We start from the raw sequence: 22301 nt of genomic DNA, 5'->3' as shown, positions 1-22301 counted from the left end.
GCCGCCTGTCCGCCCGCGCTGGAACGCTCGTACCATGACGATCTTCACTTCCGGCCGGTACGGCCACGCGGCGGCGCTGTGGGCGGTCGCCTACGGCCTGCTCGGTGCGGCGTGGGCGCTGGGGGCGCCCGGCTTCCCCTGGGGTTCCGGCGATCCGGACCCCGACGGCGCGCTGTCGATCCTGGCCGGCACCGCGCCGCCCTTCGGCTGGTGGATCACCGCGTTCTCGGCGGTCGTGGCCGTCACCGGGGTGGCGCTGGCCCGGCCCGGCCGCGGCCGGGCGCCCGTCCTGGTGGCCTGGCCGCTCGCCGCGCTGCTGGTGCTGGTGGTCCCCGACTCGCGGCTGATGATGGGCGTCGCCTACACGCCGCTGCTCCTGGTCGCCCCCGTGTTCGGCTGGGGGCTGGGCGGGGCGACGTTCGCCGACGCCTGGCCGTGGCCGGTGCTGAACCAGCTCGTGTGCGTGCTGGGCGGCCTGCTGCTGGCCGCCGCCGCACTGGCCCACGGGCGCGACCGGGATCGCGGGAGCTGGTTCACCCCGGCGCGCGGGCGGATCGCGGTGTACGTGGCGGTCGCGGTGCCGCTGGTGTACTGCGCCACCCGGTGGGCCTGGGCGCTGGGCGTCCCGCTCGGTGTGAGCGCGGAGTTCCTGGCCGAGGGCGAGGACGGGTTGTGGCTGGCGGGGGCGTACCTGGCGACGTTCGGCGCGTTCGGCGGCGTGCTCACCCTCGGGCTGATCCAGCGGTGGGGCGAGGTGTTCCCGCGCTGGATGCCGGGGCTGCGCGGGAGGCGGGTGCCGCCGATGCTGGCGGTCGTCCCGGCCGGGTTCGTCTCGATCGTGGTCACCGTGGCCGGGCTCACCTACATCCGCTGGACCGTGGCCGGCCGGTTCGAGCTGGACGAATGGGGCGCCTGGCTGCCGGAGTGCTTCTGGCCGGTGTGGGGCGCGGCGCTGGCCACCGCCACGGTCTGCTACCGCCGCCGCCGCGCGCGGGCACAGGAGAAGAGGTGCTCGACGACCAGCTCGGGCCGTTCCTCGGAACGGTAGTGGCCGCCGCCCGGCTTTCGTCACCGAGTGTGTCTTTACCGTTCCTTGGCGTTACGATCGGGAGGCCGTCCCCCGATCGATCACGGAGAGCCGCATGGAGCGAACCGTTCTGGCCGCCGTCACCGAACACCCCGACGCCGACTCCGCGCTCGCCGAGCAGATCCGCCGGGTGTGCGCGGCGATGGACGAGCTCGGGCTGCAAGTGCGCTGGACCCACCGCACGTCCGACGCGCTGGCCGTGGTCGGCTCCGACGCCTCGCTCACGGCGATCCTGGCGGCCTGGGACGCACCCGGCGCCGAAGACCTGCTCGGCGCGGTGGCCAAACGTTTCCGCGGCCTGCCGGTCTTCCTGATCACCCAGGACCAGGAGCTCCCGCTGTGGGTGTACGAGGTCATCCAGGGCTACGTCTTCCCGCTGGAGGACACCCCGCAGTTCATCGCCGGCCGCATCGCCCACGCCGCCGACCAGTACGCCGACCAGATCCTCCCGCCGTTCTTCCGCGCTCTGCGGGACCTGGAGGACCATCACCCCTACTCCTGGCACACCCCGGCGCACGCGGGCGGCGTGGCGTTCCTGAAGTCCCCCGTGGGCCGGGCCTTCTTCGACTTCTACGGCGAGCGGCTGCTGCGCACCGACCTGTCGATCTCCGTAGCCGAGCTGGGCTCGCCGCTCGACCACACCGGCCCGATCGGCGAGGCCGAGCAAAACGCCGCCCGCGTCTTCGGCGCCGACCGCACGTTCTTCGTGGTCAACGGCAACTCCACGGCCAACCGTGTCGTCGGCCACCACGCGATCGCCCGCGACGACACCGTCCTGGTCGACCGCAACTGCCACAAGTCGATCCAGCACGCGCTGGCCATCAGCGGGGCGCGGCCGGTCTACCTGGTGCCCGAACGCAACGGGCTCGGGCTGGCCGGGCCGATCCCGGCCGCCGCGCTGGAGGCGTCCGCCGTCCGGGAGCGGGTGGCCGCCCATCCGCTCGCGGCCGGCGACCCGTCGTACGCGGTGGTCACCAACTCCACCTACGACGGCGTCTGCTACGACGCGGTCCGCGTCGCCGAGCTGCTGGGCGCCGGCGTGCCGCGGCTGCACTTCGACGAGGCGTGGTTCGCCTACGGCCGCTTCAACCCGCTCTACGCCCGCCGCTACGCCATGGCGGTCGACGAGCACACGCTGCCCGGCCCCGGGCGGCCGACCGTGTTCGCCACGCAGTCGACCCACAAGCTGCTCGCGGCGCTGTCACAGTCGGCGATGTTGCACGTCCGCCCGTCGCCGCGGGCGCCGGTCGACTACGACGCCCTCAACGAGACCTACCTCATGCACGCCTCAACCTCGCCGCTCTACCCGATGATCGCCTCGCTCGACGTGGCGGCGGCGATGATGGACGGCCCGTCGGGGTCGTTCCTGACCGGGGAGGCGATCGTCGAGGCGGTCCGGTTCCGGCAGGCGATGACCCGGCTGGCCGCCCGCATCCGCGAGGACGGCCGCCGTCCCGAGTGGTTCTTCGGCCTCTGGCAACCACCCACCGTCGTCGACCCGCGCACCGGCCGGGCCGTCCCGTTCGCCGACGCCGATCCCGCGCTGCTGTGCGCCGAGCCGCGCTGCTGGGTGCTGGAGCCGGGGGCCGCCTGGCACGGGTTCGACGGGATGCGCGACGACTACGCCCTGCTCGACCCGGTCAAGGTGACGATCACGTGCCCCGGCGCGGACGCCGCCAGGGGCACGCTGGAGTGGGGCGTCCCGGCCCGGATCGTGGCCGCCTACCTGCAGCGGCGCGGCATCGTGGTGGAGAAGACCGGCGACCACACCCTGCTGGTGTTGTTCTCGATGGGCATCACCAAGGGCAAGTGGGGCACGCTGATCGACGCGCTCACCGACTTCAAGAACGCCTACGACGACGACCGGGCCCTGGCGGACGTGCTGCCCGGGTTCGGGCCGCCCGGGGTCTCGTTGCGGGCGTTCTGCTCCGCGGTCCACGGGAGGCTGCGCGAGTCGGAGGTAGGCGCGCTGCTCGACCAGGTCTTCAGCGCGCCGCCCGAGCCGGTCTCGACGCCCGCCGAGGTCTACCAGGCCATGATCAGGTCCCGTACCGAGCGGGTCCCGCTGGACCGGCTGGCCGGGCGGGTCGTGGCCGCCACCGTGGTGGTCACGCCGCCCGGCATCCCCATGCTGATGCCCGGCGAGGCGACCGGGCCGGCCGACGGCCCGCTGATGCGCTACCTGCGGGCCCTGGAGGACTTCGACCGGGCCTTCCCCGACCTGGCCACCGACATCCACGGCGCCCATCGCGACGGCGAGGGCCGCTACCGGGTGGAGGTCGTCCGCGACTGACCGGCGGCCCCGGCGGGGGTCAGGGCAGAGCCGGCACGACGGGCTGCGCGTCGGTCCAGCCGACCTCGGCCAGCGTCGTGACGTACGTCTTCCCCGCCAGTCCCTTGTCGTCGCGATTGGCCTTCCGCTCGTGTGTCAGCAGCACCATCCTGGCGGTGTCGACGATCAGCCTCTCGCTGAACGGCTCCGGCGCCTTCCCGTCCCCGTCCGGGGTCTGGATCACGACGGCGGCGCCGGGGCGGCCGAGCTCGTCCTTCCCCTGGCCGTCGGCGCGTACGCCCGGCATCGTCAGCAGTACCCGGTAGGCGGCGTCGCGGACCTCCTTCGGGGCGGGCACGTCGTACATGAGCCGGGTCAGTTCCGGGGTGATCCAGGCGGACAGGGCGCGGTCGGGGACCTGGCCGACCCGGGCCGCCCGGGTGAGCCAGTCCTTCAGGCGGGCGGGGTCGGCGGGCAGGCGCTGGACCTCGTCGTAGGTCAGGTACTGTTGCGCCAGCTCGAACTTGCCGGTGTTGCGTCCGGGCGACACATGGCCCTTGGTGGGCGCGGTGGACAGCCGCACGGTCTTGCCGTCGATCGACCTGTCCCATTTGGCGGGCGAGCCGTCACGCTGCCACGCCTTCCTGTCGGCCGGGGTCTGCGGTGTCGTCCCCAGCTCGCGGTAGCCGACCCAGTTCCTGCCGTCGGGGGCGTTCCACCGTTCCATGACCGTCCGCTGGGTCAGCGAGTACGGGTTCGCCTTCGTGCCGAACCGCCCGGACTGCGGTGTGGTCATCACCTCTCTGACATGCCAGTACGCGCCCTCCGGCGGGGCCGCCGCGACGGGCGCCGGCGTCACCAGTGCGGCTCCCAGTGCCAGCCCGAGGCCCAGGAACATCCCCCTCCGGGACACCGCCGCTCTCCTCCATGAATACGAAGTCATGACCATCCATACGCCCGGGCCACCCGCATGGTTGCCCGCCACACCGGGGCAACCATGCGGGACGGCCCAGGCGTATAAGGAAGCGTGAAATCGGACAGACTGCCGTGACCGGCAAGGAACATGACTTCGGCGCCTTCGTGGCCGCGCGCGCCACGAGCCTGCTCCGGGTCGCCTATCTCGCCTGCGGGGACGAGTCGGAGGCCGAGGACCTGCTGCAGACGGCGCTGGAGCGCACCTACAGGAACTGGGACCGGGTACGCCACGACAGCCCGGAGCCGTACGTGCGCCGGGTCATCGTCAACGCGGCCATCAGCCGGGCGCGCCGCCGGGCGATCCTCAGGTTCATCCCCATGCACAGCCCGCCGGACACCCCGGCCCGCTCGACGGACACCGACCTGCGCCACGTGCTCATGGAGGCGATGCGCGCCCTGCCGCCACGGCAGCGGGCGGTGATCGTCCTGCGGTACTGGGAGGACCTCAGTGAGACGCAGACCGCCGAGGTGCTCGGCTGCTCGCTCGGCACGGTCAAGAGCCAGGCGTCGAAGGCGATGGCCAAGCTCCGTACGGCGCTCGGACACGAAACGATGGAAGGAGTGATCAGGAATGCCCACGCTTGAGGAGAACCTCCTCCGGCTCATGACGGAGGAGACCGCGCGACTGCACGCCGCGCCGGACCTGGTGGAACGGGTGATGCGCTCCTCGCGGGGCAGGCGGATCAGGGTCAGGATCGCGGCCTTGTCCGCGTCCCTGGCGGTGGTCGCCGTGCCGGTCGCGTACCTGACGGCCGGGTCGGTGGCCACGTCGGGCACCGAGGTGACGATGTCGCCGGCGCCGGAACCGCCCGCCATCGACGACACCCCGGCCCCGCGCACCGAACCGCCGAGCCTGGGCGACCTGGGTGACGGCAAGGAGTTCGGGCACGTCAAGCTGGGATACCTGCCCGAGCGGCTGCAGTGGTCCCGCTGGTCGCTGGACTACGGCGAGGTGTACACGACGTCCTACTTCTACAAGGGCGACGGCCCGGGCTCCTACCGGGTGCAGATCTTCATGTACGAGGACAAGTCCATCCAGGAGATCCAGAACCGGATCCAGGTGTACCGCGACGAAGAGGACGGCGAGGAGATGACCATCGGCGGCCGGCCCGGTTACCTGGTCGTCCAGAACGTCGGCGAGGACGGCATGAGCGGCACCCCCACGGCCTACGTCCAGGTGAGCGACCGGCAGTGGGCCGAGATCATGTTCAGCCCGGTGTACGCCAAGGAGTTCTCCGGCGCCGACGCCGTCAGCGCCGAGCTGAAGAAGATCGCCGAAGGTCTCACCTCCACCCTGTGAACAGCGCGACCGGACCAGGCCAACCGGGGCGGCCCGGTCCGGACCCGCGTCGCCCGGCCCCCGCGCCCCGGTAGGCGGTCTTGCGGCTCTGGCAAGATGGCCGTCGTGGCCGACGACATGGACGAGGTGCTGGACGCGGTGGGGCCGCGGCTGCGGGCGCTGCGCCGCGACCGCGGCCTGACGCTGGCCGACCTCGCGGCGACGACCGGCGTGTCGGAGAGCACGTTGTCCCGGCTGGAGAGCGGGCAGCGCCGGGCGACGCTGGAGTTGCTGCTGCCGCTGGCCCGCGTCTACGACGTCCCGCTGGACGACCTGGTCGGCGCCCCGCCCACCGGAGACCCGCGCATCCATCTGCGGCCGATCACCCGGTTCGGGATGACCTTCGTACCGCTGTCCCGGCGGCCGGGCGGGGTGCACGCGTTCAAGATGATCATTCCGGCCCGGCCGCGGCCGCTCGACCCGACCCCGCAGACCCACGAGGGCTTCGAGTGGCTCTACGTGCTCAGCGGTCGCCTGCGGCTCGTGGTCGGCGAGCGCGACCTGACGTTGCCGTCCGGCGAGGCGGCCGAGTTCGACACGTCCGTGCCTCACTGGCTGGGCAGCGCCGACGGCGGCGCGGTCGAGCTGCTCATCCTGTTCGGCCTGCAAGGGGTGCGCTCGCACGTACGGCCCGGCGCCGGGTCCCGCTGAGGAGCGTACGCGGCATCTTACCCCGGGGGGTATATTGGCCGTGGAGGTGGATCTGATGGACATGAACGCGGCCGTCCTGGCCGAAGCGCTCACCCGGCTCAAGCGGGCCCACGGCCAGCTCGGCGGGGTCATCGGCATGATCGAGAACGGCGACGACTGCGAACGGGTGCTGACCCAGCTCGCGGCGGTGTCCAAGGCGCTGGACCGGGCCGGATTCAAGATCATTTCTACGGGTCTCCAGCAGTGCCAGGCGGCCCGCGAGCGCGGCGAGGAGCCGCCCATCACCCCGGAGCGGCTGGAGAAGTTGTTCCTGGCCCTGTCCTGAGACCGGCGGGGGGCGACATGCCCATGTCTTTGCCCTGTATATACCCCCTCCGGGTATTAGCGTTCAGAGCACCCCCGTGACCGGAGACCGACACCGACCATACGAAGGCGGCGAAGACGATGAGCACGATCCACATCGAGGTGGTGGCGACCTCGTCCCTGGGCGACCGCAGCTACCTCGCCCACGACGGACAGGTCGCCCTGGTCGTCGACCCGCAGCGCGACATCGACCGGATCCTCGCCCTGGCCGGGCGCCTCGGCGTCCGCGTCACCCACGTGGCCGAGACCCACCTGCACAACGACTACGTCTCGGGCGGCCTGGCCCTGGCGCGGCTGACCGGCGCCGAGTACCTGGTCGCCGCCGACGAGACCGTGGGCTTCGCCCGCCGGCCGATCGCCGACGGGGACGAGATCGCCCTGTCCGACACCATGAGCGTCAAGGCGGTGGCCACCCCGGGCCACACCTTCCACCACCTGTCGTACGTCCTCACCGGTCCCGGCGGTCCCGAAGGCGTCTTCACCGGCGGCTCCCTGCTCTTCGGCACGACCGGCCGTACCGACCTGCTCGGCGCCCAGCACGCCCACGCCCTCGCCCACCGCCAGCACACCTCCGCGCGCCGCCTGGCCGACCTGCTGCCCGACGGCGCCCAGGTCTGGCCCACCCACGGCTTCGGCAGCTTCTGCTCGGCGACGCAGTCCGACGCCCCGGCCTCCACCATCGGCCGCGAGCGGCAGGCCAACCCGGTGCTGCGCCTGGAGGCCGACGACTTCGTCGCCCAGACCCTCGCCGGCCTCGACGCCTACCCCGCCTACTACGCCCACATGGGCCCCCGCAACGCCGAAGGCGCCGGGCCGATCGACCTCACCCCCGTACAGGCCGTTGACCCCGACCGGCTCAGGGAGCGGATCGCGGCCGGCGAGTGGGTGGTCGACCTGCGCTCCCGCAAGGCGTTCGCCACCCGCCACCTGACCGGCACCCTCAGCTTCGGCCTGGACGGCCCCATGGCGACCTGGCTCGCCTGGATGGCGCCCTGGGGCACGCCGATCACACTCCTCGGCGAGGACGCCGACCAGGTCGCCGCCGCCCAGCGCGAACTGGCCCGCATCGGCATCGACCGCCCCGCCGCCACCGCGACCGGCTCCCCCGAGCAGTGGGCCGGCGGCCAGGAGGACCGGCTGAACGAGCTGCCGGTGGCCACGTTCGCCGACCTGGCCGCCGCCCGCGCCGGACGCGCGCCCGCGCACCTGCCCGCCCCGGACGTCGTCCTGGACGTGCGCATGACCAACGAATGGCGGGCCGGTCACGTCGAGGGCGCGACCCACATCCCCCTGCCCGACCTGCCGTCCCGCCTGGCCGACGTACCCGGCGGGACGGTGTGGACGCACTGCGGGTCCGGCTACCGGGCCGCCGCCGCCACCAGTCTGCTCGCCCGCGCCGGACGCCGCGTGGTGCACATCGACGACGCCTTCGCCGCCGCCGGCGACGCGGGCCTGACCATCACCGACGCCTGACCTCCCTCACTTCACCGCCATTTCGGACAAGGACCCCCGTATGACCGCCGCCGGCAACCCGCCGAACCCCGCCGCCGTGGACACGGCCACCCTGCGACGACTGCTGGACGCCGGTAACCCGCCCCGGCTGATCGACGTACGCACCCCCGGCGAGTTCGACGCCGCCCACATCCCCGGCTCCCGCAACGTGCCGCTCGACCTGCTGCGCGCGCACGGGGACGTGCTGCGCGCCCACCTGGACGAGCGGGCGGTGCTCGTCTGCCACTCCGGCCGGCGGGCCGGCCAGGCCGGGCGCGTCCTCGCCGACGCCGGTCTGCCCGGTCTGCGTGTGCTGGCGGGCGGGATCAGCGCCTGGCAGGACGCCGGAGCCCCGCTGGCCACCGGGAAGCCCCGCTGGGCACTGGAACGCCAGGTGCGGCTGGTGGCCGGCTCGATCGTGCTCGGCTCGGTGCTGACCAGCGCGCGCCTTCCGCGGGCCAAGTGGGTCGCCGCGGGCATCGGCGCCGGGCTCACGTACGCCGCCCTGTCGAACACCTGCGCCATGGGCATGCTGCTGTCCAGGCTCCCCTACAACCGCGGCCCCCGCACCGACCTCACCACCGTCCTGGACGCCCTGGCCACCGGCGGGCGATGACCGTACCGGACGCCTGGGCGCGGTGAAGGCGGCCCCTCAGGGGGCGATGGCGTCGCCCCCTCAGGCGTGTAGAGAATCCAGCAGGCGGGACAGGGCCGCCTGGGTGTCGGCCAGGTCGCCGGGGGCCGACTGCGCCAGCCACAGCGCGGCCTCGTTCATCGCCCCCGACAGCAGGCGGGCCAGCGGCGCGACCGGCTGGGCGGGGATGCGGCCGTCCGCGACGAGGACGGTCAGGGCCTCGGTCAGGTGCCGGACGCTGGTGGCCTCGTCGATCGCGCGCCACTCGTTCCAGCCGAGCACCGCGGGGCCGTCGATGAGCATGATCCGCTGCACCCGCGGATCGGCCCCGGCCGCGACGAAGGCCGCGCATCCCGCCTTGAGCTGCGCCCACGGGTCGTCCTGCGCGTCGGCCGCCGCGGCCACCCGGTCGGCCACCTCGCGCTGCACCTGTTCCAGTACGGCCCGGAACAGGTCGGTCTTGCCGCTGAAGTGGTGGTAGAGCGCGCCTTTGGTGACGCCGGACTCGCTGACGATCTCCGCCAGCCCCACCCCCGCGTACCCGCGGGTCGCGAACAGCCGCCGCGCCGTGTCGAGCAACGTGCGCCGCGTGCGTTCCTTCTGTTCCGTCCTGGTCACTGCACCCCTCTTTGACATACCGACGGTATCCCAACTAGCGTACGCCCACATACCGTTGGTACGTGAAAAGGAGGAGCACATGGAGCTGAGCAGCGTGTACCCGGTGGTGTGCACGGCCGATGTCGCCGCGTCGAAGGACTTCTACGTCCGCCTGTTCGGATACGAGGTGACCTTCGAGGCCGACTGGTACGTGAGCCTGCGCCGCGGGCCGTACGAGCTCGCCCTGCTCGACCACCGGCACCCGACGCTGCCCGCCGCCTACCGCCGGCCGGTCGCGGGGCTTCTGATCAACTTCGAGGTCGCCGACGTGGACGCCGAATGGGAGCGGCTGGTCGTCCGCGAGGGGCTGACGCCGGAGCTGACGTTGCGCGACGAACCCTTCGGCCAGCGCCACTTCATCGTCGCCGACCCCGGCGGCGTGCTCGTGGACGTGATCACGCCGATCCCGCCGTCACAGGAGTACGCGGCCCAGTTCGCCGCCCAGTAGAGCCGGCGGCGAGCGCCCACCCCCGGGGCACGCCGGGCGGGGCCGGCCGGCGTGCCCCCCGCCGCCCGGGTGCGGAACGCCTCCGGGCGGCCCTCGCGGCTGCCGGCTACTGGCCCAGCATGCCCCTGAACAGCTCCCGGACTCCCAGCCGGATGTCCTTCTCGGTCGGCTCGGGCCCGGCTCCGGCCAGGGCGTCGAACATCACACCTTCCAGGAACGCCACCGCCTGCTGGCCATGCCGTGCCGGATCCGGCGAGCCGAGTGCGGTGAACATCGCCATCACCGGATCGCGCAGCCGACGGCTCACCGCGTCGTAGAGTTCGCGCAGTCCCGGGTGCCGCGTGGCCTCCATCGCCAGCTCATATCGGGCGATGCTCTGGCGGCGCTCGGACGTGAGCCGGGTGTGAAGCGTCCTGGCGGTCATCGCGGCGAACACGTCGAGCACCGCCGCCGTAGCCATCCCCTCCAGCGCCATCGGCTCCGCGCCGAACCCGAACGCCGCCGTGTCGAGTTCGGCGAGCCGTTCCAAGGCCAGCTCCAGCAGCGCCAGCCGGGTTCGGGCCACGTTGGAGGCCGACCCCGGAGCGAGGCCGGCCGCCTCGTCCACCGTGCGGTGGGTCAGGCCGTGGACGCCGCCATCGGCCAGCACGGTGATGGCCGTATCCGCGACAAGTGCGGCACGTTGCGATTTCATGGCCCGGCTCCCTTTGTGATACTACGATCATAGTAAATCAAACTACGCCCGTAGTAAGGAGACATCATGGGACACGCTGTGGTGATCGGGGCCGGGATCGGCGGGCTGGCCGCCGCGGTGGCGCTCCAGCAGCGAGGATGGGAGGTGACGTCCCTTGAGCGCGCGCCGTCCATCGAACCCGTGGGCTCGGGGCTGTCCATCTTCGCCAACGCCCTCAAGGCACTGAGCGTGCTCGGCGTCGACGACCAGGTGAGGGCGTTGTCGGCGATCCGCGGTGTCGGAGGCGTACGGCGCGCCACCAGTGGACGCTGGCTGGTGCACATGAACGAGGAGGCCGCCGCCCAGCACGGCGACCCGGTGGTCCTCCTGCGCCGCGCCGACCTGGTGGAGGCGCTGGCGGCACGCCTCAAGCCAGGCACGATCCGGCTGAACACCACGGTGACCGGCGCCGATCCCGACACCGGCCGCGTGACCTTCCGGACCGGCCAGGAAGGACACGACAACGGGCCGGGCGGAACGGGTGAGGTGACAGGCGATCTCGTGGTCGCCGCCGACGGAATCCATTCACCCATCCGGGCAGCCCTGTTCCCCGATCACCCGGAACCTCGCTACGCCGGCATCACCGCCTGGCGCATGCTCGTCCCCGGTCACGGCGTGCCGGGCCAGACCTTCGAGACGTGGGGCAGCGGCAAGGTCTTCGGCTACATGGCGCTCGCCGACGAGCTGGCCTACTGCTACGGCACCGACGCCGTTCCCGCCGGCGGTGGCGGGGGCGATCAGCGGGAGGAACTGCTACGGCTGTTCGGCGGCTGGCACGACCCCATCCCCGCCCTTGTGGCCGCCACTCCGCCGGCGAACATCATCAGGAACGATGTCTACTACCTGCCGACCCCGCTGCCCGCCATGCATCGGGGCAGAATCGCGGTGCTCGGCGACGCGGCCCACGCCATGACGCCCAACATGGGCCAGGGCGCCTGCCAGGCGATCGAGGACGCCGTCGTACTGGCTCATGTCGCAGGTCAGGAGCACGGCCTGGCCGCCTACACCGCCGCCCGACTGGCGCGCACCGCCAAGGTGGTGGCCCGGTCCGCCGCGATCTGCCGCGTCATACGCTGGCGCAACCCGCTCGCCGTGCGGCTGCGCGATCTCGGCGTGGCGACGACCTGGCGACTCGCTCCACACCTCCTGACCGGCCCGCTGGACGACCTCCTGACCTGGACCCCGCCCACCGGCGACGACAGCGACGGTGGTGGACTGCAAAATGTGATCAACCTTCGATCTCTACCGCATACGGGAGAAGACGGATGAAGCTCGCCTGCTCGGACTACACCTTCCCACTTCTCGACCACGAGAACGCCTGCGCCCTCATCTCGAGCCTCGGCTTCGCCGGGATCAACATCGGCGTGTGGGGCTCGACCACCCAGCTGCGGGCCGACGAGGTCGCGGCCGCCCCGAGCACCCACGGGCGCCAGGTGGCCGAGCGGCTCGCCCGCCACGGCCTGCTGCCCGCCGACGTGTTCCTGATGGCCGACCCGGACTTCTCGGTCCTGGCGGTGAACCATCCGGACCCCGAGGAGCGGGCCCGTTCCAGGGAGCGCTTCCAGCGGTGGATCGAGTTCGCCCACGCCGTGGGGGCGAGCGGGCTGACGATCCTGCCCGGCCTCGACTTCGACGGTGTCGCCCACGAGGACTCGCTCTCCCGGGCGGCGGAGGAGCTGGCCGTACGCGTCCAGGCGGCGCGGGAGGCCGGGCTGGAGGTCTCGGCGGAGCCGCACGTCGGCTCGATCGTCGCCGCCCCCGACGACACCCGGCGTCTGGCCGAGCTCAGCCCGGGCCTCGGGCTGACTCTGGACCACTCGCACTTCGTCATGCAGGGGTACGCCGTACCCGAGCTGGACCCGGTGTTCGGACGGGTCCGGAACCTGCACGCCCGGGGAGCCCGGCCGGGCCGGCTCCAGGTCGGGATGAAGGAGAACGAGATCGACTACGAGCACGTCGTGGGCGGCCTGCGGGACGCCGGCTTCGACGGGTTCCTGATCACCGAGTACATGTGGATCGACCAGGCCCGCTGCGACGAGTGTGACACGCTGTCGGAGACGATCCTGATGCGCGACAGGCTGCTCGCCGCCGCAGCCTGACCTCGGGGCTCCCCCACCACTACTTGACGCCGACCGTCCGGGACCTGTCCCGGGTGCGCGGCAGGGTGGTCGAACGGGCGGGCGCGTGGGCTCTGGCCCTGCTGGGCGAGGACGAGGTCCTCGCCCGGCACACCGCGATCCGGCTGGTGATCACCCTGTATCCCGGCGACGAGGGCTTCGACCCGCCACCGGGCTGGTGGCAGACCCCGCTGGGTCAGGTCATGGTCCGCAGGGTCGGGCATCCGGCGGCGGAGTCCGTGTCGTACGCGGTGGCGGGCGCGATGCTCGGCATCACCCGGCAGGGGGTCCACGACCTGGTCACCCGGGGCAAGCTCGACCGGCACGAAATCGGGGGCGTGACGACCGCCTCCGTGCGGCGACGTACCACTTCGTCCGCCGGGCGGGACACCCGCCCGCGCGTCTCACGAGAAGAGGCCATCGGTGGGCCAGGGGAATGAGCCCGCCGCCGTCGCGGGACGCTTCCAGCCGGCCGCGAACCTGAGCGTCAACAGGATCGGCTACGGCGCCATGCAGCTTCCCGGACCGATGATCTGGGGCCCGCCCGCCGACGAGGACGCGGCGCTCGCGGTGCTGCGCCGGGCGGTGGAGCTGGGCGTCGACCACATCGACACCAGTGAGGCCTACGGCCCGCACGTGGCCAACGAGCTGATCCGCAAGGCGCTCCACCCCTACCCCGGGCACCTGGTGATCGCGACCAAGGTCGGCGTCGTCCGCGACGAGTTCAAGACCTTCAACGCCGAGGCCACTCCCGAGGGCCTGCGCGACCAGCTCGAGGAGAACCTGTCGACGCTCGGCGCGGCCCGCCTCGACCTGGTGTACCTGCGGGTCGGCGGCGACGGCATGATGTTCCCGGCCGAGACGCCCTTCGAGGAGTCGTTCGGCGCGCTCGTCCGGCTCCGGGAGCGGGGCCTGATCCGCGACCTGGGGCTGAGCGGGGTCACCGTGGCGCAGTTGGAGAAGGCGCGTGAGATGGCCCCGGTGACGTCCGTGCAGAACCGTTTCCACCTGCTCGACCGGGCCGCCCATGACGTCCTGCGCTACTGCGAGCGGAACGGCATCGCGTTCGTGCCGTACTTCCCGCCGGCGGCCGGGATGCTGAACCCGGGCATCGACAAGTCCCTGCTCCCGCCGGGGATGGGGAGGTCGGACGCCCAGGAGTCGTCCCTTGACGCGATCGCGGCCCGGCACGGCGCCACCCGCTCCCAGGTCGCGCCGGCGTGGCTGCTCGCGCTCTCCCCGGCGACCCTTCTGATCCCGGGCACCAGGTCGATCGCCCATCTTGAGGAGAACATCGGCGCGGGGACCGTCCGGCTCACCGACGACGACATCGCCCAGCTGGACAAGTTCGCCTCCTGAGCGGTGGCGACCAGGGCGGAGTCAGCGCGCTATCACGCCGGGATGCGCGGCCTCGAACGCGGCGAGCCCGTCGGCGGTGAGCCTGAGATGAAGGCCACCGGCGACGTCCACCATCAAAGGCTCGCCCTTGCCGTAGAAGACAAGGGAGATATCCACCTCAAGGTAGGTGTTGTCGTGCTGCTCCTCCAGGAAGTTGCGTTCGACGATGTTGGCGTTCCGCGACGCGGCCTCGTCCGCCGTCTTCGTGCTGCCGCCGACGCCGCCGAAGCCGAGGCTCCCGTCCTGCGAGCCGCCGGACCCGCCCGCTCGGGCCGCCACGCCCCGGCCCTGTTCCTGGCCGTGCCCGACCGTGCTCATGGTCTGGGCGTAGACACGCTGCTTGACCAGCGCGGTGGCGATCTCGCGTGCTCCGGTGACGTCGATGCCCACCCTGCCGATCCCCGGGAGCTCGTACTCATGCGCGAGCAACTGCTCCAGATGGGCGCGCATGGTCCGTTCCTTGGTGGCTTCGGCGAGTGACATGCCGGCCGGGCGGGAGAGCTCGAACCCGTCGGGCCGGTCGGCCAGGGACGGGGCCTCGCCCCGGAGTCTCGGCGGTACCGCGCTCATCGGCGCCCATTGCTCGACGAGCGTGGCGGCCGGGAACGCGACCTGACTGACGTCCCCCTTGGGGACGCCGCCGCCCAGGGTGGCTGACATGGAGTTGGGCCCCACCGGGTCCGCCCAGCGCGGATCCGCGGCGACGACCGGCGTACGCCCCGCGACCGGCGTGCCCTGCGGCACCTCCGTGGTGAGGTGGCCCGGCACCAGGAGGCCGACCGCGCCGTCCGCGACCGCCCGGGACGTCGAGGTGACCCCGGCATGCCGGTCGAACAGCCTCCCGGCGCCGTCGTGCCCGGTCACCTCGCCCACCTTGAGCAGCACGTTGCGGGCCACGTTCTGCACCGGCTCCAGGAGCGGGCGGACCGGGACGTGTTCGAGCGTGATCTCGAACCGGACCGGGTGCCTGAACTCGTGCGGGGCCTCGCGTGTCTGGAAGCGGTTGATCTCCTTCGCGATCGTGCCCCGCCCGTCCACGGTGTGGGAGTCGCGGTTGTTCGCGATCCCCGCCTCGGCTCCCCTGAGTTCGCCGTCCGAGGACGCCATGTAACGCACGATCGCCTCCGCGCCGCGGTCCGTTCCCGCCTCCCGCACACTCAGGTCGCCGCTCAGGCGCTCGTTGCGCACCATGAGGCCGGCGTCAGGACGCTCACCGACGTGTACGCCCTTGCCGACGTCGGCCGTGACCCGGATGCCCACGCGTTCGATGACCCGGTGGTTCTCGTCCGTGATGAACAACCAGGAGGACACGCCGTTCCCGCGAAGTTCGCCCAGCTTGGTGCCGAGCGCGGTCTGGCTGTAGTTGCCGCGCAGGTGTTCGGCCACCGGATGGTTCGTGAACTCCTGGCCGGGAGGGATGAGGCCGGCGCGGCGGAGCAGCCCCACGATCTCCGGCAGCACGGCCTGCGCGTCGAGGTACTGGACGAAGGCCGTGTTCAACGCCGCCTCGGGCGCCACGTAGACCCGCGTCGTGTCCCCGGCCCGCCCGGCGGGCTCCACCGCCTCCGGGCCGTCGAGCCCGTGACGGCGTGCCACCTCGTCGGGAAGCACGAGGTCCATGATCTCCTCCACCCGGACGTACGTGGTCGGGCCGTGTTCGACCGTTCCTCCGCCGGTCCTGCTGGGGGTGACCTCCAGGACCAGGTCCGCGCGGTACCAGTGGGAGGTGGTGCCGTCGGAGTAGGTGACCCGGGACACGTCGCTGCTGCCGAGATAGGAGCTCTCCACGGCACTGCGTTTCGCGGCGCCGTGCACCCCCGCCCGCGCCACGATCTTGCGCTCGGTTCCGCCGGATTCCCCGGCTCCGTGCGAGGACCCCGCGGCCTCGCCGTCGCTGAGGGTGACGCGCAGGCCGGTCCTGACGTGCCCGCCGACGCCACGCCTGCCGCGTTCGCCGTCCAGCGCCCTGGAGTTGCTGCTGGAGTAGCTCTCGTGCTCCACCCCGGTCTCCGACTTGACGTGCCTCACCCCGGCCACGTGCGCCTTCACGTGCACGTCGTGCCGCGACCCCGAACGGTCCGACACGGTGTAGTGCAGGCCGTCGGGATGAGATGTGATCATGGTTTCCAGGTTGATCACGTCGGTGGCGGTCTCGAACACCGGCGGCACGTCCAGCCGCTCCGCGGGCGCCCGCAGTCCCGCCCACCGGTGGTAGACCTCGGCCAGCGTCGAGGGAAGGTCGGGCATGGCCCCCATCCGGACGATGGCCGACAACTCGTCGGCACCGGGCCGCCACAGGTCGGCGGGCCGCTCGGCCGACGACTCGATGCGTCCCAGACCCGCGACGTCCTGGGCGAGCACCGGCCGCTCCGGCAGGTGGACGTCCGGCACGAGGACCTCCGCCCTGCTGCCGTGCACCTCCCACGAGGTGTTCAGCGTCTCCGTGCCGTCCCGCGAGATCCTCATCCTGACGTCGAAGGAGAGATCCCGCGTGATGGTGAACCCGCCGCCGGTCTCCGTACGGTCGTATCTCGTGTGACCCGAGGAGAAGCCGGTGCTGTCCGACTTCGTGCCGCTCCCGGTGAGGGACAGGTTCAGCGGGTCGATCTTGAGTCGCTCGTTCACGTCGAGGCGCGCGACGCCACGCACCTCCGCCCGGCCCGTGCGGGAGCTCTCCCGCTGGCTGGTGTCGGTACGCGAGGTGATCCGGCGCTCGTTGACCGTCAGGTCGGACGCGCCGACCTCGTGCCGCCGGCCCAGCGTGCCCTCGGCCAGGATCTCGACGGTGTAGCCGCCGATCGTCTTGTCGTACCTGATGCCGTGGAGGGCGTGCGTCAGGTCGGCTTCCAGTGCGGCGACGCCGAAGCGGGCCTCGACGTCCCGCATGATCTGCCGTCCGATCTCCGGCGGGAGGTCGGGCAGCGCCTGGTCGACGGCCTGGCGGAGCTGCGTGCTGAGCAGCGTCTCGCCATGGACGCGGACGCCGCTGCCGAGGCCCGTCCCCCGGCCGGCCGCGAGCGTCTCCGGCTCCAGGACGTGCGGGTCGTAGCCGCGGTTCGGGTGCTCGCCCCTGGCCGGGTACTCGCCGACCGGTTCGCTCAGTGCGAACTCCGCCCGTACGTCGTCCATCTCCCGGTGGAGATCGGCGAGCTTGCGCTGGATGTCGTTGAACTCTCCCGGCGGGCGCAAATCGTGCCCGAAGACGTCCTGCTCCATCCGGGACGCGTCGCGGGTCGGGACGATCAGCTCGGCGTTCACCTCCACCTCGAAGCTGCCGAGCTTCTCGGTCTCGACCTGCAGCCGCATGCGGGCGTCGTACATGGTGACGTCGCCGCGCCTGGTCAGGACGGTGTGGTTGCCGTGCGCCCTGTTGGTGGACGTGACATGGTCCGTCCCGTAACCGAGCCCGCCGACGGCTCTGGCGACGACCTCCGCGCGCTCCCCCAGCGGCAACCCGATCTTGCCGCCCGCGTGCACGCCGAGGCTCGCTCCCTGCCGGCGCGACGTGCCCTCGCTCTCGCGCCGCCCGAGGTCGTCCCGGAACATCGTCTCGACCGGCGCGCGCCCGCTTCCGTCGATCGGCTCGACCCGCGTGATCTCGCCGGCGATCCTGACGGAGTCCTCCTCCGACCGCAGCAGCGAGGTCTTGTACCGGATCGCCTCGGAGGAGACCCCGCTCGACAACATCGACTGGCTGCGGTTCTTCATCCCCTGCTCGCTGAGCAGGCTGGAGGTGAGATGGTCGGTGATCCTGACCACCTCGCCCGCGGGCAGCCCCGCCGCCAGCCCCCGGCGCTGCACCTCCAGCACGAGAGGCGTGACGTCCAGTCCGGTGATGGCGATCCCGTGGTCACGGAACCTGTGCCCCGCCCCTTCCGGCACCTCGTGGCGAGGGGGCGGCGACGGGTGGTCGGCGCTCAGCAGCGGCCCTTCCCGGGTGAACTGCTTGGGGAAGGGGATGGTCAGCGAGAGGTCGGGGACCGCCGCGGTCTGTGTGACCTTCTCGCCGTCACGGTAGATGTCGAGGGCGATGTCCGTGGCGAAGTAGTCATGGGCCGGGGAGATGGCCTTGTGCCCGCTGATGACCTCGGTGCCGTTCGTGTGGGTCGTCCGTACCGTGTTGCTGATGCCCGAACGGGGCAGGGCGTTCGCCTCGGCCTCGTCCGGCGACTGGTAGAGCCCCTTCATCAGCCCCGCGGTCCGATCCAGTGAGGTGCCCCGCGAGGACTTGCCCTCCACACCGTCCCCGCCGAAGGCGACCGGCTTCTCCGGGGCCAGACTCGGCTGCTCCACGTGCGTGAACTCGCTCGGCCTGAGCTTGAGGTAGATCACCTTGTCCCCGACGCCGAGCGCCACGCCTCGTTGGAGGTGGTTGGTCCAAACGTCGCGGTCGCCGCTGGACAGCGCCTCGGTCAGCCAGAGGCGGATCACGGCCCGTTCCCGCGGAACGATGCCCGTGATGCCGGCGGTCATGGCGTGAGCCGTCGCCCTCGGGTCCACCGGCACCCTGACGTCGTGCACGGCGGTCTCGCCCAGGGCGCCGATCTCGACGACGCGAGGCGGATGGATCTCGGGCTTCGGCAGCCCCGCGTCGGCGGACGCCAGCTGGGACGTCAGCCCTTGGAGCACGTCGGACGGGAAGTCGGGGCTGTGCCAGGCGGGCGACTGGATGGTCTGCCGGTTGTGGTTCACCGCCGCCTGGACCGCGTCCGCGCCGGTCCTGGGCCCGTGCCCGGGGCCTCCGTCCGGGCCGGAAGGCGGACGGCCGGACGAAGCGGACGAGTGGGGCGCGGACGGGCCGTCGGCGCCGTGCGGCAGGGGCGAGGCCAGGTGTTGCCCGTCCGCGCCGAGCGCGCTGGACGTGATGCCCTTGGCCAGCAGGTCCCAGCTGAAGTTGCCCTGGAAGATCATGGTGCCGGCCGTCGTGATCCCGCCGGCCAGGGCGAACTGCCCGGCCTGGCCGTACAACGAGGAGTGGGCCGCCGCCAGCAGCTTCTCGGCCGTGGACATCTCGGCCCTGGTCAGACCGGCCCGCAGCGTGGGGGTGGCCAGGCTGCTCAGCCCGCCCGAGGCCAGTCCCATGAGCCCGCCCATGGCGGCGCCGCTCACCGCCGAGATCGCGAGCTGACGGAGATCGATGTCGTCCCTGCGGCCCTGCAGCATCTGTGTGCCCTGGATGCCCAGGTCCATCCCGGTCACGATCCCGGCGAACAACAGCATGTTGCGCCGGCACTGCCTGGCGATCTGCCCGACCGTCAGCCGGGCGAGCTGCAGCCGCGGTGGAATGAGCGCCAGACTCGCCCCACCGCTGGCCAGGGCCGCGGCCAGCAGATACCCCAGTTGCACGATCAGCAGCCAGACGGTGACCTCGATCATGTACTTGGTGTACTGGATCTGCACGCCCACGCCGTTGAGCGCCACCGCGGTGTCCACGAGCCGCTTGACCGCGAGGGCGATCTGACCGCCCGCCACCTTGCCGACGTGGGCGGCGAAGGCGAGATGGGCCTCCCCGTCCCAGTCCTTGCCGATCCTGCGCGCGCTGCCCGGCAGGTCGGCGCCCGTGCCCTCGACGAGCCGGTGCGCGGCGATCACGCAGGCGTCGGCCAGCCGGAAGCAGCCGGTCTCGTCCCCCTCCGGCCAGTCCATGCCGACCACCCAGCCGATGTACGGCTTGGCGAACTCGGGCACGAGGAACCCGTCGAACCCCATGGACGATCAGTTCCGCGTTGCGGGGGGAGGGTGCTCCGCCGCCTTGTAGTTACGGGCGCTCGTGCTCAGCCCCATGGCGACGTCCTCGAGCTCGTCGATGTACTTCGTCAGGACGTCGAAGATGCCGCGCTCCATCTCGGGCAGCTTCTTGGCCAGCTCCGCGCCGTACTCGTCGTCGCCGAGCGTGTTCCTGTCCCGGTTGAAGGCGGCGCGGAGGTCGGCGCGCACCTGCTCCACGTTCCCCGCGAACAGCTCGTACGTCCTGGCTTCCCGGTACAGCGCCTCCCGCCGCACGGAGTAGCCGCTCACGGGGCCGGCTCCACCGGGCTGGGGAAGAACGCGTCGAGCGTGGCCCGCTCCCCGAAGACCTCCTCGTACGGCATGCCGTCCGGCATGAGGGGGTTCAACAGCTGCCGGCTCTGCTCGGAGACGGCGGCGGTGGCCTCGTTGGCCTGCCGCATGATGGCTTCGGCCAGCTGGGTGGGAGACAGGCTGCGATATGCCCGGGGGTTCAGCTCGACGCCGCGCAACTGGCCGTGGCGGCCGACGGTCACGCTCACCATTCCGTCCGCCGACCGTGCGGTGTGCTCCAGGGCGGAGAGCTCTCCGAATGCTTCACGTACGCGGGCCACCTGCTGGTTGATCTCGCCCGCGAGCGCGCTGACCTCCACCTCGAACGCATCCGCCACAAAAACACCTTTCACCCGCCTAATACCGAAAGGCATCATACGTCACCCTTTTTCGCAGAATTGAGGGTGTCAGCATCGTTTGCCTTCTGTTAACAAAACTGTCATGAGGCGACCGAGTAACGTCCTTCTTCGCGGGGCGCGGCGCTCGTGCGGCAGTGGCGAGCCGGCCGCCGGACGCCCGGCGACCCTGGGCGCGACGTGCCCTTGTCATCGGGTGAGTTCCTCCGCGGCTGCGGGTTCGACCGTGGGAGCCGGCCGGTTCTTCATGGTCAGGGCCAGGAGGATGGCGCCGGCGGTGAACACTGCTGCGACCGTGAAGGCCGCGGTGACTCCCTCGGCGAGGATCTGATGGGCCGGTCCACGCGAAGCGCGCGTGGCTGCGCCGAACACCGTGACGAGGACGGCCAGCCCCAGCGCGCCACCGATCTGCTGCATGACATTGAGCAGGCCGGAGGCGGCACCGGCATCCTCGGCCCGGATCCCGGAGGACAGCACGGTGGTGGCTCCCACCAGCAGGACGCCCATGCCAAGACCCGCCGTCATCATCGGGCCGAGCAGCGCCGTGGCGTAGTCGGACTGAGGCGTCATCCGCGTCATCCAGAGCAGGGCCAGGCTGATCGCCCCGGCGCCGACGCCGATCAGCGTCTTGGCCCCCAGACGCGGCAGCAGCCGGGCCGCCACGCCGGAGGAGACCAGGATCACGAGGGCCAGCGGCACGAAGGCGAATCCTGCCTGCAGAGGGCTGTACCCGCGGACCTGCTGCAGGAACTGGGTGAGAAAGAAGAACATGCCGTTGCCCGCGGCCAGGACGAACAGCAGCACGACGTAGCCGCCGGCGCGGTTGCGGTCAGCGAACAGCCGCAGCGGGACGATCGGCTGCCGGGCACGGGACTCGACGGCCACGAACAGGACCAGCAGGACGGCGGCCACGCCGAGCGCGCCGAGCGCGACCACGTCACCGAAGCCCTGCTCGGCGGCGCGGATGAAGCCGTAGACGAGGGTGGACATGCCGAGTGTCGAGGTCAGCGAACCCGCCAGGTCGAACCGGCCCGGGTGGCGATCGGTCTCGGTGATGAACAGCGGGGCCAGGATCAGCAGGACGACGCCGATCGGCACGTTGACGAACAGCACCCACCGCCAGGAGATCCAGTCGGTGAGCATGCCACCGGCGATGAGGCCGACCGCGGCGCCGGAGCCGGAAACCGCCGCGTAAGCCCCCAGCGCCCGAGCCCTGCGTGCGGATTCCGGGAAGCCTACGGTGATGAGGGCGAGCACGGTTGGCGCGGCGATCGCGGCGCCGACGCCCTGACCGGCACGGGCCGCCAGCAGCGTCCCAGCCGAGGTGGCCAACCCTCCGGCCAGCGAGGCGACGGTGAAGATGATCACCCCGCCGATGAGCGCCCGCCGTTGGCCGACGATGTCGCCCACGCGACCGCCGAGCAGCAGCAGACCGCCGAAGGCCAGCATGTAGGCATTGAGCACCCAGGACAGGCCGGCCGCGGAGAAGCCGAGGTCGCGCTGGATGTCGGGAAGGGCGATGTTCACCACGTTGGTGTCCAGGATGAACATCGTCTGGCAGATCAGCACGATGGCGAGCACCAGGCCGGGGTGGCGCTGGGGGCGGGAGGCGCCGGCGGGCGCGGGTCCCGCTGTCGCCACGTGCGTGCTGTGTTCGGTCATGGCACTCCTCAGGATGGTACGCAACAAAGCGAGGAAGCTCCTCGTTTTCTGATGGGCT

Annotated in this window: 20 protein-coding genes; 13 read left to right on the top strand and 7 right to left on the bottom strand. The window is 71.8% G+C overall.

Annotated elements, in window-relative coordinates; translation table 11 throughout:
• The first annotated feature begins 34 nt into the window (after nt 1-34).
• Both IEZ27_RS13395 and IEZ27_RS13390 read left to right on the top strand, forming a co-directional pair.
• Complete coding sequence (locus tag IEZ27_RS13395; RefSeq protein WP_189647468.1) at nt 35-1048, top strand: hypothetical protein; 1014 nt, start codon at nt 35-37, stop codon at nt 1046-1048.
• Nucleotides 1049-1142: 94 nt separating this feature from the next.
• Complete coding sequence (locus tag IEZ27_RS13390; protein ID WP_189647467.1) at nt 1143-3380, top strand: Orn/Lys/Arg family decarboxylase; 2238 nt, start codon at nt 1143-1145, stop codon at nt 3378-3380.
• A 19-nt stretch (nt 3381-3399) separates the two neighbouring features.
• On the opposite strand, the gene IEZ27_RS13385 is transcribed toward IEZ27_RS13390, so the two are convergent.
• Nucleotides 3400-4272 carry a hypothetical protein gene (locus IEZ27_RS13385; RefSeq protein WP_189647466.1) on the bottom strand — a complete coding sequence of 291 codons (873 nt, stop codon included), beginning with the start codon at nt 4270-4272 and terminating at the stop codon, nt 3400-3402.
• A 134-nt stretch (nt 4273-4406) separates the two neighbouring features.
• On the opposite strand from IEZ27_RS13385, the gene IEZ27_RS13380 reads away from it, so the two are divergent.
• The 6 genes from IEZ27_RS13380 to IEZ27_RS13355 all read left to right on the top strand — a co-directional run bounded on the left by IEZ27_RS13380 (nt 4407) and on the right by IEZ27_RS13355 (nt 8794).
• On the top strand, nt 4407-4919 hold the full coding sequence (locus IEZ27_RS13380) for a SigE family RNA polymerase sigma factor (protein ID WP_189647465.1): 513 nt from the start codon (nt 4407-4409) through the stop codon (nt 4917-4919).
• The gene (locus IEZ27_RS13375) at nt 4906-5634 is read left to right on the top strand and encodes a hypothetical protein (protein ID WP_189647464.1); all 729 of its coding nucleotides are present in this window, start codon (nt 4906-4908) and stop codon (nt 5632-5634) included. The genes IEZ27_RS13380 and IEZ27_RS13375 overlap by 14 nt, the downstream gene beginning before the upstream one ends.
• Nucleotides 5635-5730: 96 nt before the next feature.
• Nucleotides 5731-6324: a helix-turn-helix domain-containing protein gene (locus IEZ27_RS13370; protein ID WP_125633997.1), complete on the top strand. Its 594-nt coding sequence runs from the start codon at nt 5731-5733 to the stop codon at nt 6322-6324.
• A gap of 55 nt (nt 6325-6379) precedes the next feature.
• Nucleotides 6380-6649 (top strand): metal-sensitive transcriptional regulator, encoded by a 270-nt coding sequence (locus IEZ27_RS13365; RefSeq protein WP_125633994.1) that lies wholly within the window; start codon nt 6380-6382, stop codon nt 6647-6649.
• A gap of 119 nt (nt 6650-6768) precedes the next feature.
• The gene (locus tag IEZ27_RS13360) at nt 6769-8160 is read left to right on the top strand and encodes an MBL fold metallo-hydrolase (protein WP_189647463.1); all 1392 of its coding nucleotides are present in this window, start codon (nt 6769-6771) and stop codon (nt 8158-8160) included.
• A gap of 40 nt (nt 8161-8200) precedes the next feature.
• Nucleotides 8201-8794: a rhodanese-like domain-containing protein gene (locus IEZ27_RS13355; RefSeq protein ID WP_189647462.1), complete on the top strand. Its 594-nt coding sequence runs from the start codon at nt 8201-8203 to the stop codon at nt 8792-8794.
• A 60-nt stretch (nt 8795-8854) separates the two neighbouring features.
• On the opposite strand, the gene IEZ27_RS13350 is transcribed toward IEZ27_RS13355, so the two are convergent.
• A complete protein-coding gene (locus IEZ27_RS13350) occupies nt 8855-9448 on the bottom strand; it encodes a TetR/AcrR family transcriptional regulator (RefSeq protein ID WP_189647461.1) in 594 nt (197 codons plus the stop codon).
• A gap of 61 nt (nt 9449-9509) precedes the next feature.
• Here IEZ27_RS13350 and IEZ27_RS13345 point away from each other — a divergent pair, with 61 nt between their 5' ends.
• Nucleotides 9510-9917, top strand: a complete 408-nt coding sequence (locus IEZ27_RS13345) for a VOC family protein (protein WP_189647460.1) — start codon at nt 9510-9512, stop codon at nt 9915-9917.
• Between the two features lie 106 nt (nt 9918-10023).
• On the opposite strand, the gene IEZ27_RS13340 is transcribed toward IEZ27_RS13345, so the two are convergent.
• Nucleotides 10024-10611 (bottom strand): TetR/AcrR family transcriptional regulator, encoded by a 588-nt coding sequence (locus IEZ27_RS13340; RefSeq protein WP_189647459.1) that lies wholly within the window; start codon nt 10609-10611, stop codon nt 10024-10026.
• A 66-nt stretch (nt 10612-10677) separates the two neighbouring features.
• On the opposite strand from IEZ27_RS13340, the gene IEZ27_RS13335 reads away from it, so the two are divergent.
• Genes IEZ27_RS13335 through IEZ27_RS13320 form a run of 4 tightly spaced genes read left to right on the top strand, consistent with a single transcriptional unit; the run spans nt 10678 to nt 14126 of the window.
• On the top strand, nt 10678-11919 hold the full coding sequence (locus tag IEZ27_RS13335; protein ID WP_189647458.1) for an FAD-dependent monooxygenase: 1242 nt from the start codon (nt 10678-10680) through the stop codon (nt 11917-11919).
• Entirely contained in the window at nt 11916-12749 is an 834-nt protein-coding gene (locus IEZ27_RS13330; RefSeq protein WP_189647457.1) for a sugar phosphate isomerase/epimerase family protein, read from the top strand. Before IEZ27_RS13335 ends, IEZ27_RS13330 begins: the two co-directional genes overlap by 4 nt.
• Nucleotides 12750-12772: 23 nt before the next feature.
• Nucleotides 12773-13207, top strand: a complete 435-nt coding sequence (locus IEZ27_RS53840) for a hypothetical protein (RefSeq protein ID WP_229823950.1) — start codon at nt 12773-12775, stop codon at nt 13205-13207.
• Nucleotides 13191-14126 (top strand): oxidoreductase, encoded by a 936-nt coding sequence (locus IEZ27_RS13320; RefSeq protein WP_229823949.1) that lies wholly within the window; start codon nt 13191-13193, stop codon nt 14124-14126. Before IEZ27_RS53840 ends, IEZ27_RS13320 begins: the two co-directional genes overlap by 17 nt.
• Before the next feature lie 21 nt (nt 14127-14147).
• Here the strand turns inward: IEZ27_RS13320 and IEZ27_RS13315 are convergent, their stop codons facing one another.
• The 4 genes from IEZ27_RS13315 to IEZ27_RS13300 form a co-directional block, all read right to left on the bottom strand.
• On the bottom strand, nt 14148-19874 hold the full coding sequence (locus IEZ27_RS13315) for a WXG100-like domain-containing protein (protein WP_189647456.1): 5727 nt from the start codon (nt 19872-19874) through the stop codon (nt 14148-14150).
• 6 nt (nt 19875-19880) lie between these two features.
• Nucleotides 19881-20183 (bottom strand): hypothetical protein, encoded by a 303-nt coding sequence (locus IEZ27_RS13310; RefSeq protein ID WP_189647455.1) that lies wholly within the window; start codon nt 20181-20183, stop codon nt 19881-19883.
• Nucleotides 20180-20563: a YbaB/EbfC family nucleoid-associated protein gene (locus tag IEZ27_RS13305; protein ID WP_229823948.1), complete on the bottom strand. Its 384-nt coding sequence runs from the start codon at nt 20561-20563 to the stop codon at nt 20180-20182. The genes IEZ27_RS13310 and IEZ27_RS13305 overlap by 4 nt, the downstream gene beginning before the upstream one ends.
• A 207-nt stretch (nt 20564-20770) precedes the next feature.
• Nucleotides 20771-22243, bottom strand: coding sequence for an MFS transporter (locus tag IEZ27_RS13300; protein ID WP_189647454.1), 1473 nt, complete (start codon nt 22241-22243; stop codon nt 20771-20773).
• Between the last annotated feature and the right edge of the window lie 58 nt (nt 22244-22301).

This window comes from Nonomuraea spiralis (assembly GCF_014648435.1).
Taxonomy (GTDB): Bacteria; Actinomycetota; Actinomycetes; order Streptosporangiales; family Streptosporangiaceae; genus Nonomuraea; species Nonomuraea spiralis.
The sequence above is the reverse complement of the archived record's forward strand: the minus strand, read 5'-3'. Positions and strand labels throughout refer to the sequence as shown.